This is a genomic window from Aliiroseovarius sp. F20344, from assembly GCF_023016155.1.
In the GTDB taxonomy this organism is placed as follows: Bacteria; Pseudomonadota; Alphaproteobacteria; order Rhodobacterales; family Rhodobacteraceae; genus Aliiroseovarius.
Map to the genome: position 1 here is coordinate 514258 of NZ_JALKBG010000006.1, position 15971 is coordinate 530228.

The window sequence follows — 15971 nt, forward strand, 5'->3', positions numbered from 1 at the left end:
GAAGCGTCTGGATGTAGAACCAAATAGGGACTCAAATTATGGAAAACACCGTACTTTTGGCAGTGGATGGCAGCGACGGATCTGACCGCGCACTTGGTCATGCAATTGCCAGAGCCAAACAAGGTGGGGCCAAAGTGGTCGTCGCTTATGTGATCGAATGGTCGCCATATTCCTTCAATACCCCAGAAGAAAACGCCCAGCGGCACAGCCGCCGGGAATCTGAAATTGAACGTGCCAACTCCGAGATCGTAGCGCCAGCATTGGCGCGTCTGGAAGGCGAGGGTTTGGCGTGCGAAGGCGTTGTGCGCCACGGCGCGCCTGCAGAAACTCTGATCGATATCGCCAAAGAATGTGGCGCGGCGCAGATCCTAATAGGACGCCGAGGGCATAGCGGCCTGAAATCGCTTCTATTTGGCAGCGTCGCAGGGAACCTGATCCAAACCGCGCCTGTGCCGGTTGTGGTTGTCCCCTGATCCTGAACTCAAGTTTTCCGGAGGTGCATTATGAAACGCATCCTTTTCTTGCTGCTTACGGCAGTGATCTATGCTGGACCAGCGCAGGCTGGTATTGACGAAACCATTAACAATCTGACTGCCCCGATCGCAACGTTCATCGGGCAGGTCGTATTCTTCAAAGTGCCAATAGCAGGGGCAAACCTTCCGTTGGTGGTGCTTTGGCTGGTGATCGGCGCGGTGTTCTTCACCTTCTATATGGGTTTTGTGAACCTGCGCGGCTTCAAACACGCGATTTCTCTTGTCAAAGGCGACTATGCAGATCCAAACAGCGCGGGCGAGGTTTCGCACTTCCAAGCGCTGGCAACGGCTGTGTCGGGCACTGTCGGTATTGGTAACATCGGTGGGGTCGCAGTTGCAGTTACCGTCGGTGGAGCCGGGGCGACGTTCTGGCTGATCGTCGCGGGTTTTCTGGGTATGTCCACCAAGTTTGTCGAATGTACGTTGGGTGTAAAATACCGAAATGAGAACCCGGATGGGTCTGTGTCCGGTGGTCCGATGTATTACTTGCGCAAGGGTTTTGAAGAGCGCGGCATGGAAGGCTTCGGCAAATTCATGGGCACGTTCTATGCCATCGGCATCTTCATCGGTGCCTTGGGCATCGGCAATATGTTCCAGTCGAACCAGGCCTATGTGCAGCTGAACACCGTCGCCGGTGGTGCGCTGGATGGCTATGGCTGGCTGGTTGGCCTGATCCTAGCAGCGGTCGTCTTTGCCGTGATCATTGGCGGTATCAAATCCATCGCCCGTGTGACCGAGAAAGTCGTGCCGTTTATGGCCGTCTTTTACTGCGTATTCGCGATCATCGTGATTTTGATGAACTTTAGCTCGATCCCCATGGCCGTCAGCAACATCTTCACCGGGGCATTCACCGGCGAAGGCGTAACCGGCGGGGCGCTTGGCGCGCTGATCATCGGTTTCCAACGTGCCGTCTTCTCGAACGAAGCAGGCATTGGTTCTGCATCAATCGCCCACGCTGCCGTACGGACCGAAGAGCCTGTGACAGAAGGCTATGTTTCTTTGCTGGAGCCGTTCATTGATACGATCGTCATCTGTACCATCACCGCGCTTGTGATTGGCACAAGCCAAGTCGCTGACCCCAACTTTGCGGGCGATGCAACAGGTGTTGCAATGACATCAGCCGCGTTCGAGCGTCAGATCAGCTGGTTCCCAGTGCCCTTGGCCTTCGGAGCGCTGCTCTTTGCCTTCTCGACCATGATCTCGTGGTCATATTACGGGTTGAAGGGTTGGACCTATCTGTTCGGTGAAGATCAATCCTTGCAGACAGTCTATAAGCTGATTTTCTGTGCCTTCGTGGCTCTGGGCTGTGTTGTTCAACTTGGTCCGATCCTAGACATCTCGGATGCGTTGGTCTTCCTGATCTGTGTGCCGAACATCCTAGGGCTCTACTTCCTGGCGCCTATCGTGAAGCGCGAGATGCAGAAGTATCAAGCCAAGCTTGAAAGCGGCGAGATCAAGAAGTTCAAGCACTGATCTATCCTGAAGAAAGCAAGAAGGTCCTCGTCGCAAACGGGGGCCTTCTTATTGGGTTGAAGGAACGGTTTGGTGCCATTTCTCCCGAACTCCAGTAGAGCCGCGAACGGCAGCTTTTTGAGGAAGAACAGAACGTCATAGATTGCCTCGCACGTCACGTTAGCCGCAGCCCCGCTAGGGGCTCTTTACTGCGTCCAGAGATTGCTGAAAGGCTGACAGCTCAGGATCACTATGCCCATTGATGGCCAGAAGTTTCTCATACTGTTGTACAATTTTTCTAGCCGGCGGGAGGTGCTGTCTGATCCACTTGGCTGACGTCGTCCGCGTGTTCCTGCTCAATGTCTGTTGATCGCGCGTTTTGGCTTCATCTTTCAAGGCCTTGAGCCGGTGTTCGATGGCTGCGCGATACAACCTTAAAACACGTTCGTGCTCTGAGCGTTCGGTCAAATAGGCGAGTGTTGCTACCGTGTTGTCGAAAAGTGGCCCATAGAAATCCTTGCTAGTAACATCTTCCCTGACCTTTACTTCCACGTCGTCCAAAAGGCCCCTTTCGATATATTGCAGAATGATCCACAAAGATCCTTTTCCGTTGAGTTCAAAATACTCCCTTGTGTCAATTACTTCTGCATCAAACAGCTCGACGAGTTCATTCGAATAACGATCGCAGTCCTTCCGGATCGATTTGAAGCGAGGTGTAAAATCTTTGAGAATGCCATCATGGAACATAGAAATGGAACTAATATCCTTGATCAAACAGGTGTTGGTTTTGAAGGAAATGAAATTCCGAACGTCTTGAAAAGGATAGAGTAAAGCTCACTATCTGACAAACCGTCAAGATCATGCTCAGTGAAAGCGTACATTGGCCTTAAAACCAATTGGCTGTTTTGTCTGCAAAGCTGAAACTACTCCACATCGTCCAAACTTCGCGACGAAAACCCTCGCTTTGAGATGAAGCAAACGCAACAGTTTCTGCAACGCGACCCTCTCGACTTTCACCCTGCGACGTTGCGTCGTTATTGACGCGAATCGTGCTTTCGGCGCATTAAATGAACAAGCGTTCAATAATGCGATCTTATGATCTGATCCGAAGGAAGCGGCACATGTTTAACAACTCCATGAATTTTGACCTGGGCGAAGACGTCAATGCAATCCGCGAGATGGTGCATCGCTATGCACAAGATCGGATCAAGCCGATCGCGGGTGAGGTCGACCAGAAGAACGAATTTCCCAACGAGCTGTGGAAGGAGTTTGGTGAACTTGGCCTTCTGGGTGTCACCACACCCGAGGAATACGGCGGGTCGGACATGTCCTATCTGGCGCATGTTGTGGCTGTGGAAGAGATCGCGCGCGCCTCAGCCTCGGTGTCTTTGTCCTACGGTGCGCACTCGAACCTCTGCGTGAACCAGATCCGTCGCAATGCGACCGACGAACAGAAGGCGAAGTACTTGCCGAAGCTCTGCTCGGGTGAGCATGTCGGTGCGCTGGCAATGTCGGAAGCGGGGGCAGGATCGGACGTTGTGTCGATGAAGCTGCGCGCCGAAAAGCGCAACGGATACTATGTGCTGAACGGCACCAAGTTCTGGATCACCAACGGCCCGGATGCGGACACTCTGGTCGTCTATGCCAAGACTGACCCGGAGGCCGGCCCCAAGGGCATCACCACCTTCATCATCGAGAAGGGCATGAAGGGTTTCTCGACGTCTGAGCATTTCGACAAGATGGGGATGCGCGGATCAAACACCGCCGAGCTGATCTTTGAAGACGTGGAAGTGCCGTTTGAAAACGTGCTGGGCGAGGAGGGTAAAGGCGTTGCCGTTCTGATGTCAGGGCTGGATTACGAACGCGTGGTTTTGTCGGGTATTGGCACTGGTATCATGGCTGCGTGCCTGGACGAGATCATGCCCTATATGAAAGAGCGCAAACAGTTCGGGCGTCCGATTGGTGACTTCCAACTGATGCAGGCAAAGATCGCCGACATGTACACCGCGATGAACTCGGCCCGTGCTTACGTTTACGAAGTTGCCAAAGCCTGTGACCGTGGTGAAGTGACTCGTCAGGACGCCGCCGCCTGTGTGCTCTATGCGTCCGAAGAAGCCATGAAACAGGCGCACCAAGCGGTTCAGGCCATGGGCGGTGCGGGCTTCATGAATGAAACGCCTGTCAGCCGCATCTTCCGCGACGCCAAGCTGATGGAGATCGGCGCAGGCACCTCGGAAATCCGCCGCATGCTGATCGGTCGCGAATTGATGGGCGCGCAGTGATGCGTGCGCTGGCCCTCGTATTGTCACTGATGCTTGCTGTGGCCGGTCCGGCCACTGCGCAGAACATGACTTATAGCTTCCATCCAACGACGGACTGCCTGTCTGCGATGGGTGAAGACGGCGATCCAATGCGGTGCGTAGGGGCAGCCGCCAATTACTGCATGGAAGCCACCGAGGGCGGCATGAGCACAGTAGGCATGTCGTCTTGCCTCGGGTTGGAGCTTGAGGACTGGGATCGTCGCCTGAACCGTGCATATGGGATTCTAATGACCAGGCTGAAAGCTCAGGATGAAGAAATGTCCGTCATGGGCAGTTCCGCACCGAAGCAAGCGCCAGCACTGAAAGAGATGCAGCGCGCGTGGATCACATTCCGCGACACCTCATGTGATTACGAGCGCACGAAATGGGGCGGGGGAACAGGCGGCGGTCCTGCTGCTGTGTCCTGCCATCTGTATTTGACTGCCCGCCAAGCAATGTCGCTCGAAAGCGACCTCAACGACTTTGGCGACAATATCTGCAACCACGAAGGATGCTGAGATGAAACTACAATCCCAAGCAACCCCCGGATCAGAGGCCTGGAAGGCCAACCGCAAGGGTCACCTTGAAGCCCTGAAAGTGGTGGCGGATGCTGCCGAGGCCGCAGTTGGCGGCGGAGGGCAGAAATCCCGTGATCGTCACCTGAGCCGCGGCAAAATGCTGCCGCGTGATCGCGTGTCGAACCTGCTGGATCCGGGGTCTCCGTTCCTTGAGGTCGGCGCAACCGCCGCTCATGACATGTATGACGGCGCAGCCCCCTGTGCCGGTGTTGTGGCTGGCATCGGGCAGGTGCATGGTCAGGAATGCATGATCGTGTGCAACGACGCGACCGTGAAGGGCGGCACTTACTTCCCGATGACGGTGAAGAAACACCTGCGCGCGCAAGAGATCGCGGAGGAATGCAACCTTCCCTGCATCTATCTGGTCGATAGTGGCGGCGCGAACCTGCCGCAGCAGGACGAGGTCTTCCCGGATCGCGACCATTTTGGCCGGATTTTTTACAATCAAGCGCGGATGAGCGCGAAGGGTATCCCGCAGATTGCGGTTGTGATGGGATCGTGTACGGCTGGTGGTGCTTACGTGCCCGCCATGTCGGACGTGACCATCATCGTGAAAGAGCAGGGAACCATTTTCCTTGCGGGTCCGCCCTTAGTGAAGGCCGCAACGGGCGAGGTCGTCTCGGCCGAAGATCTTGGTGGCGGTGACGTTCACACACGCCTGTCGGGTGTGGCCGATTATCTGGCGGAAGACGACGCGCATGCTCTGGCCTTGGCGCGTCGCGCGGTGGAAAGCCTGAACCGCGAGAAACCGATCACGGTGAAATGGCAAGAGCCGGAAGAACCTGCTTACGACGCCGAGGAACTGCTGGGTGTTGTCCCCGCAGACCTCAAAACCCCTTATGACATCCGCGAAGTGATCGCGCGCATCGTTGACGGCTCGCGTTTTGACGAGTTCAAGCCGCGCTTTGGTGAAACGCTGGTGACAGGCTTTGCCCATCTGAAAGGCTGCCCGATCGGGATCATCGCCAACAACGGCGTGATCTTCTCGGAAGCCGCCCAGAAAGGCGCGCATTTCGTGGAACTGTGCAGCCAGCGCAATATCCCGTTGGTCTTCCTGCAGAATATCACCGGCTTCATGGTGGGCCGAAAATACGAAAATGAAGGTATCGCGCGCCACGGCGCAAAGATGGTGACCGCCGTGGCGACCACCAATGTTCCGAAAGTGACCATGGTTGTCGGTGGCTCGTATGGCGCCGGTAACTATGGCATGGCCGGACGCGCCTATCAGCCGCGCTTCATGTGGACGTGGCCAAACTCGCGCATCTCGGTGATGGGCGGCGAACAGGCCGCGGGCGTGCTGGCGACCGTGAAACGCGATGCAATTGAACGTCAGGGCGGGGAATGGTCGGCGGAAGAAGAGGCCACCTTCAAGCAACCCACCATTGATATGTTCGAGGAGCAGAGCCACCCGCTCTACGCTTCGGCGCGTCTGTGGGATGACGGGGTGATCGATCCACGCAAATCGCGCGAGGTGCTTTACCTGTCGCTCTTGGCAGCCCTGAACGCTCCGATCGAAGAGACCAAGTTCGGCGTCTTCAGGATGTAATCGGTGGATACAAACCTTGTCATATATTCCGGGCTTACGCTGCTGATCCTGTACACGCTGGCCGAGCAAATCGCGCCTGTCCCACGTGTGAGTGTGATCGACGGTTGTCGGCTGGGTTATGTCTATGACGGGGACACGGTTGAACTGAAGTGCCCGGACGGGACCCGGACGGCGCGGCTTGTGGGTTTTGACACGCCCGAGACAAAAGACCCGGGTTGCCCCGAGGAAAAGGCATTGGGCGACAAGGCCACGGCGCGACTGCGTCAGATCGTAAAAGGGGCGGACATCACGATGCGCCATGACGGACACGACAAATATGGTCGCGAACTGGTGCGCCTGTCGGTCGATGGGCGCGACGTGGGCGATACGCTGATCAGCGAAGGGCTGGCTTTGGCCTATCGCGGTGGCTCGCGGATCAACTGGTGTGACCGTTTGAATTGAATTCTCGCCCTGCGCTGGGCGGACACATGAAAGAGGGCTGAGGCCCACCCGAAGGAGGAACAGCGATGTTCACGAAAATCCTGATTGCAAACCGCGGCGAGATTGCCTGCCGCGTCATCGACACCGCCCGCAAACTGGGCGTGGCCACTGTCGCCGTGTATTCGGACGCTGATGCCGATGCGCGCCATGTTAAAATGGCGGATGAAGCCGTGCATATCGGCCCACCACAGCCTGCGCAGTCTTACCTTCTGGGGGACCGGATCATTCAGGTGGCGCTGGACACAGGCGCGCAAGGCATCCATCCGGGCTATGGCTTCCTGTCGGAGAACCCTGACTTTGTGGATGCAGTTGAAAAGGCCGGCCTGACCTTCATCGGCCCGTCATCGGACGCGATCCGCAAGATGGGTCTGAAGGATGCCGCCAAGAAGCTGATGGTGGATGCAGGCGTACCAGTCGTGCCGGGCTATCACGGCGAAAATCAGGATCCCGCTTTCCTGGCCGCCGAGGCTGACAAGATGGGCTATCCAGTTCTGATCAAGGCTGTCGCCGGCGGTGGCGGCAAGGGGATGCGTCGTGTGGATGATCCTGCCGATTTTGCGGATGCGTTGAAATCTGCGCAGGGCGAGGCTCAGACCGCCTTTGGCAACGCCGATGTGCTGGTTGAGAAATATATCCTGTCGCCGCGCCACATCGAGGTGCAGGTCTTTGGCGACGGCACCCATGCGGTGCACCTGTTTGAGCGCGACTGCTCGCTTCAGCGTCGCCATCAGAAGGTGATCGAGGAAGCGCCAGCCCCCGGTATGACCGAAGAGGTTCGCGAGGCGATGGGCATGGCTGGGGTGCGTGCAGCCGAGGCAATTGGATATAAGGGCGCAGGTACGGTCGAGTTCATCGTGGATGGGGCCAATGGTCTGCGCACCGATGGGTTCTGGTTCATGGAGATGAACACGCGTTTGCAAGTCGAACACCCCGTCACAGAAGCGATCACCGGCGTTGATCTGGTGGAGTGGCAACTGCGTGTCGCGTCAGGTGAAGGCCTGCCCATGCAGCAAGACGAGCTGACCATCACCGGTCACTCGTTTGAAGCGCGACTGTATGCAGAGGACGTTCCGAAGGGGTTCCTTCCTGCGACGGGCACTCTGTCTCACCTGAAATTCCCCGAAGGCGCGCGTGCTGATACCGGAGTGCGGGCAGGGGACACGATCAGCCCATTTTATGACCCGATGATTGCCAAGCTGACCGTACATGCAGGGTCACGTGCGGCGGCGTTGCGGATGCTATCCTCCGCTTTGTCGAACACCGAAGTGGCCGGATCGGTCACCAACCTTGCGTTCCTTGGCGCACTGACCCGCCACGACGGTTTTTCGAAGGGTGATGTGGATACAGGCCTGATCGACCGCGATCTTGAGGCATTGACGCACGAGCCCGGCCCAACGATGGCAGATATCGGCGCCGCCGCCCTGTGCGCGCTGGACCTTTTGAAACGCACGGGCACGGGCTTTACGCTTTGGGGAGGTCTGAACCACTTCGTCACACTCACAGATGCAGATGACACCTATGACGTGGTTGTTTCCTCCTACGGGGCGGATCGTCACGTGATTACCGTGGGTGAGGATAGCATCGAAGCGACCTGCCTGAACGGCCAGTGGAAGATGGGCGAAGACCGCGGTCCGCGTGTGGCCAAGGCGGGCAATGTCGTGACCGTTTTTGCACAATCCGGGCTGGAGTTCCACGTGGCCGATCCGCTGGATCAGGATGTGGGCGCCGGTGCTGGCGCGGGCGTGATTGAAGCGCCCATGCCGGGCCTTGTGAAAGCCGTCTTTGCCAAGGCGGGCCAAGAGGTGAAGGAAGGTGACCGCCTTGCGATCCTTGAGGCGATGAAGATGGAGCATTCGCTGGAAGCCGCACGTGACGGCGTGGTGGCCGAGGTACTCTGTGCGGATGGGGATCAGGTCGAAGCTGGCGCTCCGCTGATCCGTCTGGAAGATGAAGAGGATGACGCATGACGTTTCGACTGCATCACGTTCAGTATGGCCGTTCGGTTCGCGTACTGTGGCTGATAGAAGAGCTTGGGCTTGAGGAAAAGCTGGGCGAGAAGCTCGAGGTGATCGAATATAAAATCGGCTCGAAAGAGATGTTTGAAAGCGATTTGCGCAAGGTATCCCCTGCGACCCGTATTCCGGCGTTGGAGATCGGCGACATCACCATGTCGGAAAGCGGCGCGATCGTTGAATTCCTGACCGAGACTTATGCGCCCGATTTTGGCGTCGCCCCCGGTCAGCCGGAGCGCACAGATTACCTGCAATGGATTCACTACACAGAAACCATGGCCAGCCTGATTGAACAGCTGAACATGCAGATGGTGTTCCTGCGGCCTCCGGTCAAACCCAGCCCGGTTGTGATCAAGATCAACGTGGCGCGACTGCGTCACACGCTGGCAGGGCTTGAGAAACACCTGAACGGCCGCGACTGGCTTCTGGAGCGCGGATTCACGGCGGCTGATATCATGATGGGGTTCAACATTTTTGCAGCGCCCTATTACGTGAAACTGGACGAGTTCCCGAATATCACGGCCTATAAGGCACGGGTTGAGGGACTGCCATCGTATCAGCGCGTGATTGAGCGTGAAGGGCCGCAACGTTTCTATGCACAGGACTTCTATCCTGTGCCCGCAGAATGATGAGTGTGGAGTAACCCCATGGAATACGTAGAGATTTTCGAAGTCGGCCCGCGTGATGGGCTGCAGAACGAAAAGCGCCAGATCCCGACCGCTGAAAAGATTGCACTGGTCGATCTTCTGTCAGGTGCGGGGTTCAAGCGGATCGAGGTTGCCAGTTTCGTCAGCCCCAAATGGGTGCCGCAAATGGCCGATTCAGCAGATGTGCTGGCTGGGATCAAACGCGCGCCGGGCATTTCCTATGCAGCGCTCACACCGAATATGCGGGGCTTCGAAGGGGCTGTTACCGCAAAGGCTGACGAGATCGCAATATTCGGGTCCGCGTCAGAAGGATTTTCCAAGGCCAATATCAACTGCACGATTGCCGAAAGCCTTGAGCGGTTCCAACCGGTTGCCGAGGCCGCAAAAGAGGCCGGCATTCCAATGCGTGGCTATATCTCTTGTGTGACGGACTGCCCCTATGACGGTCCAACCGCGCCTGAAAGCGTGGCTTGGGTCGCAAAGGAACTGCTCGCCATGGGCTGCTACGAGATCTCGTTGGGCGACACGATTGGTCAGGCGACGCCGGAAAGCATCAGCGCGATGTTGGCCACAGTGTTGGGTGAGGGTGAAGCCAGAAAGTTTGCAGGCCATTACCACGATACAAGCGGGCGGGCCTGCGACAACGTCGAAGCGTCTCTGGCTAAGGGCCTGCGTGTTTTCGATGCGGCTGTTGGTGGGTTGGGCGGCTGCCCTTACGCCCCGGGTGCGCAGGGCAATGTGGCGACCGAAGCGGTACATGATCGCGTGACCGCGCTGGGTTACACGACCGGGCTGAACCGGGACATTCTTGAAAAGGCCGCCGTGATGGCGCGTCAGATGCGGGCAGGGGACTGATCCATGAGTTATGAGACCATTTCGATCACCACGGATGAGCGCGGCGTGGCCACGCTGCTTCTGGATCGCGCGGATAAGCACAACGCAATGTCTGCCAAAATGATTAAAGAGCTGTCAGACGCTGCACACAAGCTGGGTGCGGATGATGCAGTGCGCGTCGTGATCCTAACCGGCGACGGCAAAAGTTTCTGTGCCGGTGGGGACCTGCGCTGGATGCAGGACCAAATGGCAGCGGACCCTGTAACTCGCGGGGTTGAAGCCAAGAAGCTGGCGATGATGTTGAATGCGCTGAATGAAATGCCCAAGCCGCTGATTGCGCGCGTGCAAGGGCAGGCGTTCGGGGGCGGGGTCGGAATGGCCTCAGTCTCGGATGTCTCCATCGGTGTGACGGGGGCGAAGTTTGGTCTGACTGAAACGCGTCTTGGCCTGATCCCCGCCACCATTGGTCCATATGTGCTGGCCCGTCTGGGCGAAGCGATGGCGCGGCGGGTGTTCATGTCTGCGCGCATTTTCGATGCGGGCGAAGCCGTGACGCTGGGCCTTTTGGCCAAGGCTGTGGCTCCTGAAGATCTGGACGCGACCGTTGAGGCCGAAGTGAAACCCTATCTGTCAGTTGCCCCCGGTGCGGTGGCCGAAGCCAAAGCGCTGGCGCGTCGTCTTGGCCCGCCGATCACGGAGGAGATCATCGACGAGACCATCGCTGGCCTTGTCGCACGCTGGGAAAGCGCCGAGGCGCAAGAAGGGATTGAGGCGTTTTTTGAAAAACGCAAGCCAAGCTGGATCTAACCTGATAGCCTGTCAGCATGATGTTGGCAGGTTACATTTACGCAGCCCTCATTGTTGTGCTGGTCTGCTTTCAGTTCTGCATGGCGCTGGGGATGCCTTGGGGGCATCTTGCCAATGGCGGGCGTTGGCGTGGGACGCTTCCCCCATACATGCGCGTGGCCGCGATCGGACAGGCGGGCATTCTGGTCTTTATGGGAATTGCCGTCGCCACACGGGCCGGATTGCTGCAAGGATGGCCCGGTTGGACATTTTGGGTCGCTCTTGGCGTGACCATCCTGACAACTATTGCAAATTGGGCAACACCATCGCCCGCCGAGCGTCGGCTGTGGGGACCTGTCACCTTAGTTCTGAGCATCACTGTAATCACAATCGCAATAGGCGGGAGCACCGCCGTTTCAAGTGGGTGAGTCTCTTGAACTCGCTAGAAATGGCCAATCGCAGTAACAATCACACCGAAAACCTTCAGAAAACTGGACGAAACAGTTTAACACGTGATGTAGTTTTGCACCTGTCCAAAACCGCATCGGATCAAGAATCCCTTGCTTTTAAGCCTTTTGTGACAGGTTTTTACCCATGTGCGCGCTCTCATTCAAAAACGCGAATGCGAGCGCCTGTTGGTTGACCCTGCAACGGTGCGGCGGTAAACCGCACATAGCTAGCGAAAGGCGGTTTATCCGCTTTAAAAGGAGCCACACGTGGAAGACCTTCTCCGGGAATACCTCCCCATCATCATTTTCCTCGGACTCGCCATTGTTATCGGACTTGTTCTGATCCTCGCCGCCGTAGTGCTGGCAGTCCGCAATCCCGACCCCGAAAAACTCAGCGCTTACGAATGCGGTTTCAACGCTTTCGATGACGCGCGGATGAAGTTTGACAGCCGGTTTTATCTGGTCGCGATCCTATTCATCATTTTCGATCTGGAAATCGCCTTCCTGTTCCCTTGGGCCGTGGCCTTTAAAGATGTCGGGTTGGTTGGGTTCTGGTCGATGATGGTGTTCCTGGCCGTTCTGACGATCGGCTTTGCTTACGAATGGAAGAAAGGGGCGCTCGAATGGGAGTGATGACTGGAGCCAACACGGTTGGCGGTGACCGCGAACATGCGACCCGTCTTCTGAACGATCAATTGGCCGACAAAGGCTTTTTGCTGACCACCACCGACGACATTATCAACTGGGCCCGAACCGGGTCGCTGCACTGGATGACCTTTGGTCTGGCCTGCTGTGCGGTTGAGATGATGCATTCGGCCATGGCGCATTATGACCTTGAGCGTTTTGGCACCGCGCCGCGCGCGTCCCCGCGTCAGTCGGACCTGATGATCGTTGCTGGCACGCTGACCAACAAAATGGCCCCGGCGCTGCGCAAGGTGTACGACCAGATGCCGGATCCGCGTTACGTGATCTCGATGGGGTCCTGTGCGAACGGCGGTGGCTACTATCACTATTCCTATTCGGTTGTGCGCGGCTGTGACCGCATTGTTCCCGTGGACGTTTATGTTCCCGGCTGCCCCCCCACCGCCGAGGCACTGCTTTACGGCATCCTGCAGCTGCAACGCAAAATCCGCCGCACCGGCACGATTGTGAGGTAAGTGATGAGCGAAGCCCTGAACGAACTTGGCGCCACTATCGAAGCAAAGCGCCCTGATTGCGTCCTAAGCTGGGATGTCATATTTGACGAACTGACCGTGAGTGTGCCGCTGTCGGGCATTCCGGCGTTTATCGAATTTCTGAAGAACGACAACGCTTGCAAGTTCTCGACGCTGGTGGACATCACTGCAGTTGACCATCCCGAGCGTGAGGCGCGTTTCGACGTGGTTTATCATTTCCTGTCCATGTACACGAACCAACGCATCCGCGTGAAAGTCGCTGTGCGCGAGGACGAGATGGTGCCCTCGATCACCGAGGTCCACAAATCCGCAAACTGGTTCGAACGCGAAGTCTTCGACATGTTCGGCATCCTATTTTCGGGCCACCCGGATCTGCGCCGCATCCTGACGGACTACGGCTTCCGCGGCTTCCCGCTGCGCAAAGACTTCCCGACCACCGGCTATACCGAAGTACGGTATGACGAGGTTGAGAAACGTGTGGTTTATGAACCCGTGACCCTGACACAGGACTATCGCCAGTTCGACTTCATGTCCCCGTGGGAAGGTGCAAACTACATCCTTCCGGGTGACGAGAAAACGGAAGAGGCCGCAAAATGATGGACGGATCCAAGAACTTCGATGACGCCCTGAGCGGCGAGCAGAAGATCCGCAACTTTAACATCAACTTCGGGCCTCAGCACCCGGCAGCCCACGGCGTGCTGCGTATGGTGCTTGAGCTGGATGGCGAGATCGTTGAACGCGCCGACCCACATATCGGCCTTCTGCACCGTGGCACCGAAAAGCTGATGGAAAGCCGCACCTATCTGCAGAACCTGCCGTATTTCGACCGGTTGGATTATGTGGCCCCAATGAACCAGGAACACGCTTGGTGTCTGGCGATCGAGAAACTGGCCGGTGTCGAAGTTCCGCGCCGTGGTCAGCTGATCCGCGTGCTGTATTCCGAAATTGGCCGTATTCTGAACCACCTTCTGAACATCACCACTCAGGCGATGGACGTGGGTGCATTGACCCCGCCGCTGTGGGGCTTTGTGGAACGCGAAGCTCTGATGGGCTTTTACGAACGCGCCTGTGGTGCCCGCCTTCACGCAGCCTATTTCCGCCCCGGCGGTGTCCATCAGGATCTGCCGCCCGAGCTGATCGACGATATCGAGACCTGGGCGCATCATTTCCCGTCGCGGATCAAGGATATTGACGAGCTTCTGACCGAAAACCGCATCTTCAAACAGCGTAACGCTGACATTGGTGTGGTGAACGAACAGGACATTCTGGATTGGGGTTTCTCGGGCGTGATGGTCCGTGGGTCGGGTCTGGCATGGGATCTGCGCCGCGCGCAGCCTTACGAATGCTATGACGAATTCGAATTCCAAATCCCCGTCGGCAAAAACGGCGACTGCTATGACCGCTACCTTGTCCGCATGGAAGAGATGCGCCAGTCGCTGTCGATCATTCTGCAATGTGTTGAAAAACTACGTGCCCCCGAAGGGCAGGGCGATGTACTGGCGCGTGGCAAGCTGACCCCGCCCAAGCGCAGCGACATGAAACAGTCGATGGAAAGCCTGATCCATCACTTCAAGCTCTACACCGAAGGCTTCAAACTGCCCGAAGGTGAGGTATACGCCGCTGTCGAAGCGCCCAAGGGCGAGTTCGGCGTCTATCTGGTGTCGGATGGATCGAACAAACCCTACCGCTCGAAAATCCGCGCGCCCGGGTTCCTGCATCTTCAGGCAATGGACTATGTGGCCGGTGGCCACCAACTGGCCGACGTCGCAGCCATCATCGGCACCATGGACGTCGTGTTTGGGGAGATCGACCGCTAATGCTTCGCCGTCTGCATCATGAACAGCCCGAAAGCTTCGCTTTCACGCCAGCCAACCTTGCATGGGCGGAAGGGCAGATCACGAAATATCCCGAGGGGCGTCAGGCGTCTGCGGTGATCCCACTTTTGTGGCGTGCGCAGGAACAAGAAGGCTGGCTGACCAAGCCCGCGATTGAGGCTGTCGCTGATATGTTGGGCATGGCTTATATCCGCGTGTTGGAAGTCGCTTCGTTCTACTTTATGTTTCAGTTGCAACCTGTTGGTTCTGTTGCGCATATTCAGGTTTGCGGCACCACGGGCTGTATGATCTGTGGCGCTGAGGATTTGATTGCGATCTGTCGTGAGAAGATTGCCGACAAACCGCATGTGGTATCCGGCGATGGCAAGCTGAGCTGGGAAGAGGTCGAATGCCTTGGATCCTGCACCAACGCGCCAATGGCTCAGATCGGGAAAGACTATTACGAAGACCTGACCGCCGAGACATTTGGTAAGATCATTGACGAGCTGCGTGCAGGCAATGTGCCGACCCCTGGCCCGCAAAATGGTCGCTACGCAGCCGAGCCCTTGTCGGGTCTGACGTCTCTGACGGAATATGACAGCGGCAAGACGCAGTATAACGCGTCGGTTCAACTGGCTGCTGATATTGGCGACACGGTGAAGCGCATCGATGGGACCGAAGTTCCGCTGCTGACACCTTGGTTGGGTAACGATGGCAAGGCTGCTGGTCGTGAAGCCGCTGCCCCGACGCCGAAAGCGCGCGCAACGGGTAAGACGGCTGCTCAGCAAGCCAAGCCCGCAGCCAAAAAAGCAGCGGCCAAGAAAGCCGCACCAAAGAAAACATCCGCCAAAACGCCTGCAAAGGCGACCAAAGCCGCCGCTGCCCCCGCAGCCAGCGGCAAGGCGAAGAAACCACGCACCATGAAGGCCCCCCGCAAGTCGGGAGCGGACGACCTGAAACAGCTGAAGGGCGTAGGCCCCAAGCTGGAAGGCGTCCTGAATGGCCTTGGCTTCTGGCATTTCGACCAGGTTGCCAAATGGGGTGCAGACGAAATTGCCTGGGTTGACGATCAACTGTCCTTCAAAGGGCGGATTGAGCGCGATGGTTGGGTAGAGCAAGCCAAAGTTCTGGCAGATGGTGGCGAGACTGCGTTCTCGTCCAAGGTCAAGAAGGGCAAGGTCTACTAAGCACCGTGTAGGAATTCAGGTATGTACAGGAACGCTCATCATCATAAGTGCAAGAAAAGGCAGACAAATGCCTCCGCGCAACCGCGTTCTATCGTGATGTCCAAAATCAACAACAGGGATAAGGGACAATGAGTAACAATACCGGATTTTTCACTTGCAAGCGGACATGCTGGATTGT

General features: G+C 57.1%; 17 protein-coding genes. 16 read left to right on the forward strand and 1 reads right to left on the reverse strand.

Features of this window, described 5'->3' with window-relative positions:
* Window positions 1-38: 38 nt before the first annotated feature.
* Both MWU55_RS08260 and MWU55_RS08265 read left to right on the forward strand, forming a co-directional pair.
* Window positions 39-473: a universal stress protein gene (locus tag MWU55_RS08260; protein ID WP_246935572.1), complete on the forward strand. Its 435-nt coding sequence runs from the start codon at window positions 39-41 to the stop codon at window positions 471-473.
* A gap of 30 nt (window positions 474-503) precedes the next feature.
* Window positions 504-2006 carry an alanine/glycine:cation symporter family protein gene (locus MWU55_RS08265; RefSeq protein ID WP_246935573.1) on the forward strand — a complete coding sequence of 501 codons (1503 nt, stop codon included), beginning with the start codon at window positions 504-506 and terminating at the stop codon, window positions 2004-2006.
* Between the two features lie 174 nt (window positions 2007-2180).
* Here MWU55_RS08265 and MWU55_RS08270 read toward each other — a convergent pair whose 3' ends face one another.
* A complete protein-coding gene (locus MWU55_RS08270) occupies window positions 2181-2732 on the reverse strand; it encodes a hypothetical protein (RefSeq protein WP_246935574.1) in 552 nt (183 codons plus the stop codon).
* Window positions 2733-3106: 374 nt separating this feature from the next.
* Between MWU55_RS08270 and MWU55_RS08275 the strand changes: the two genes are divergently transcribed.
* From MWU55_RS08275 to MWU55_RS08340, 14 genes are all read left to right on the forward strand, one after another.
* Entirely contained in the window at window positions 3107-4267 is a 1161-nt protein-coding gene (locus MWU55_RS08275) for an isovaleryl-CoA dehydrogenase (RefSeq protein WP_246935575.1), read from the forward strand.
* Complete coding sequence (locus MWU55_RS08280; RefSeq protein WP_246935576.1) at window positions 4267-4803, forward strand: lysozyme inhibitor LprI family protein; 537 nt, start codon at window positions 4267-4269, stop codon at window positions 4801-4803. The genes MWU55_RS08275 and MWU55_RS08280 overlap by 1 nt, the downstream gene beginning before the upstream one ends.
* A gap of 1 nt (window position 4804) precedes the next feature.
* Window positions 4805-6409, forward strand: coding sequence for a carboxyl transferase domain-containing protein (locus MWU55_RS08285; protein WP_246935577.1), 1605 nt, complete (start codon window positions 4805-4807; stop codon window positions 6407-6409).
* A 3-nt stretch (window positions 6410-6412) separates the two neighbouring features.
* The gene (locus tag MWU55_RS08290) at window positions 6413-6850 is read left to right on the forward strand and encodes a thermonuclease family protein (RefSeq protein WP_246935578.1); all 438 of its coding nucleotides are present in this window, start codon (window positions 6413-6415) and stop codon (window positions 6848-6850) included.
* Between the two features lie 65 nt (window positions 6851-6915).
* Window positions 6916-8856, forward strand: a complete 1941-nt coding sequence (locus MWU55_RS08295; RefSeq protein WP_246935579.1) for an acetyl/propionyl/methylcrotonyl-CoA carboxylase subunit alpha — start codon at window positions 6916-6918, stop codon at window positions 8854-8856.
* Complete coding sequence (locus tag MWU55_RS08300) at window positions 8853-9530, forward strand: glutathione S-transferase family protein (protein WP_246935580.1); 678 nt, start codon at window positions 8853-8855, stop codon at window positions 9528-9530. The genes MWU55_RS08295 and MWU55_RS08300 overlap by 4 nt, the downstream gene beginning before the upstream one ends.
* Before the next feature lie 18 nt (window positions 9531-9548).
* Window positions 9549-10403 (forward strand): hydroxymethylglutaryl-CoA lyase, encoded by an 855-nt coding sequence (locus MWU55_RS08305; RefSeq protein WP_246935581.1) that lies wholly within the window; start codon window positions 9549-9551, stop codon window positions 10401-10403.
* A 3-nt stretch (window positions 10404-10406) separates the two neighbouring features.
* A complete protein-coding gene (locus tag MWU55_RS08310; protein ID WP_246935582.1) occupies window positions 10407-11189 on the forward strand; it encodes a crotonase/enoyl-CoA hydratase family protein in 783 nt (260 codons plus the stop codon).
* 20 nt (window positions 11190-11209) lie between these two features.
* Window positions 11210-11596, forward strand: a complete 387-nt coding sequence (locus tag MWU55_RS08315; protein ID WP_246935583.1) for a hypothetical protein — start codon at window positions 11210-11212, stop codon at window positions 11594-11596.
* Window positions 11597-11884: 288 nt separating this feature from the next.
* Window positions 11885-12250 carry an NADH-quinone oxidoreductase subunit A gene (locus MWU55_RS08320; RefSeq protein ID WP_133489503.1) on the forward strand — a complete coding sequence of 122 codons (366 nt, stop codon included), beginning with the start codon at window positions 11885-11887 and terminating at the stop codon, window positions 12248-12250.
* Entirely contained in the window at window positions 12241-12774 is a 534-nt protein-coding gene (locus MWU55_RS08325; RefSeq protein ID WP_246935584.1) for an NADH-quinone oxidoreductase subunit B, read from the forward strand. Before MWU55_RS08320 ends, MWU55_RS08325 begins: the two co-directional genes overlap by 10 nt.
* Window positions 12775-12777: 3 nt before the next feature.
* Window positions 12778-13389 (forward strand): NADH-quinone oxidoreductase subunit C, encoded by a 612-nt coding sequence (locus MWU55_RS08330; RefSeq protein ID WP_246935585.1) that lies wholly within the window; start codon window positions 12778-12780, stop codon window positions 13387-13389.
* Window positions 13389-14609 (forward strand): NADH-quinone oxidoreductase subunit D, encoded by a 1221-nt coding sequence (locus tag MWU55_RS08335; protein WP_246935712.1) that lies wholly within the window; start codon window positions 13389-13391, stop codon window positions 14607-14609. The genes MWU55_RS08330 and MWU55_RS08335 overlap by 1 nt, the downstream gene beginning before the upstream one ends.
* On the forward strand, window positions 14609-15793 hold the full coding sequence (locus tag MWU55_RS08340; RefSeq protein ID WP_246935586.1) for an NADH-quinone oxidoreductase subunit E: 1185 nt from the start codon (window positions 14609-14611) through the stop codon (window positions 15791-15793). The genes MWU55_RS08335 and MWU55_RS08340 overlap by 1 nt, the downstream gene beginning before the upstream one ends.
* Window positions 15794-15971 lie beyond the last annotated feature (178 nt).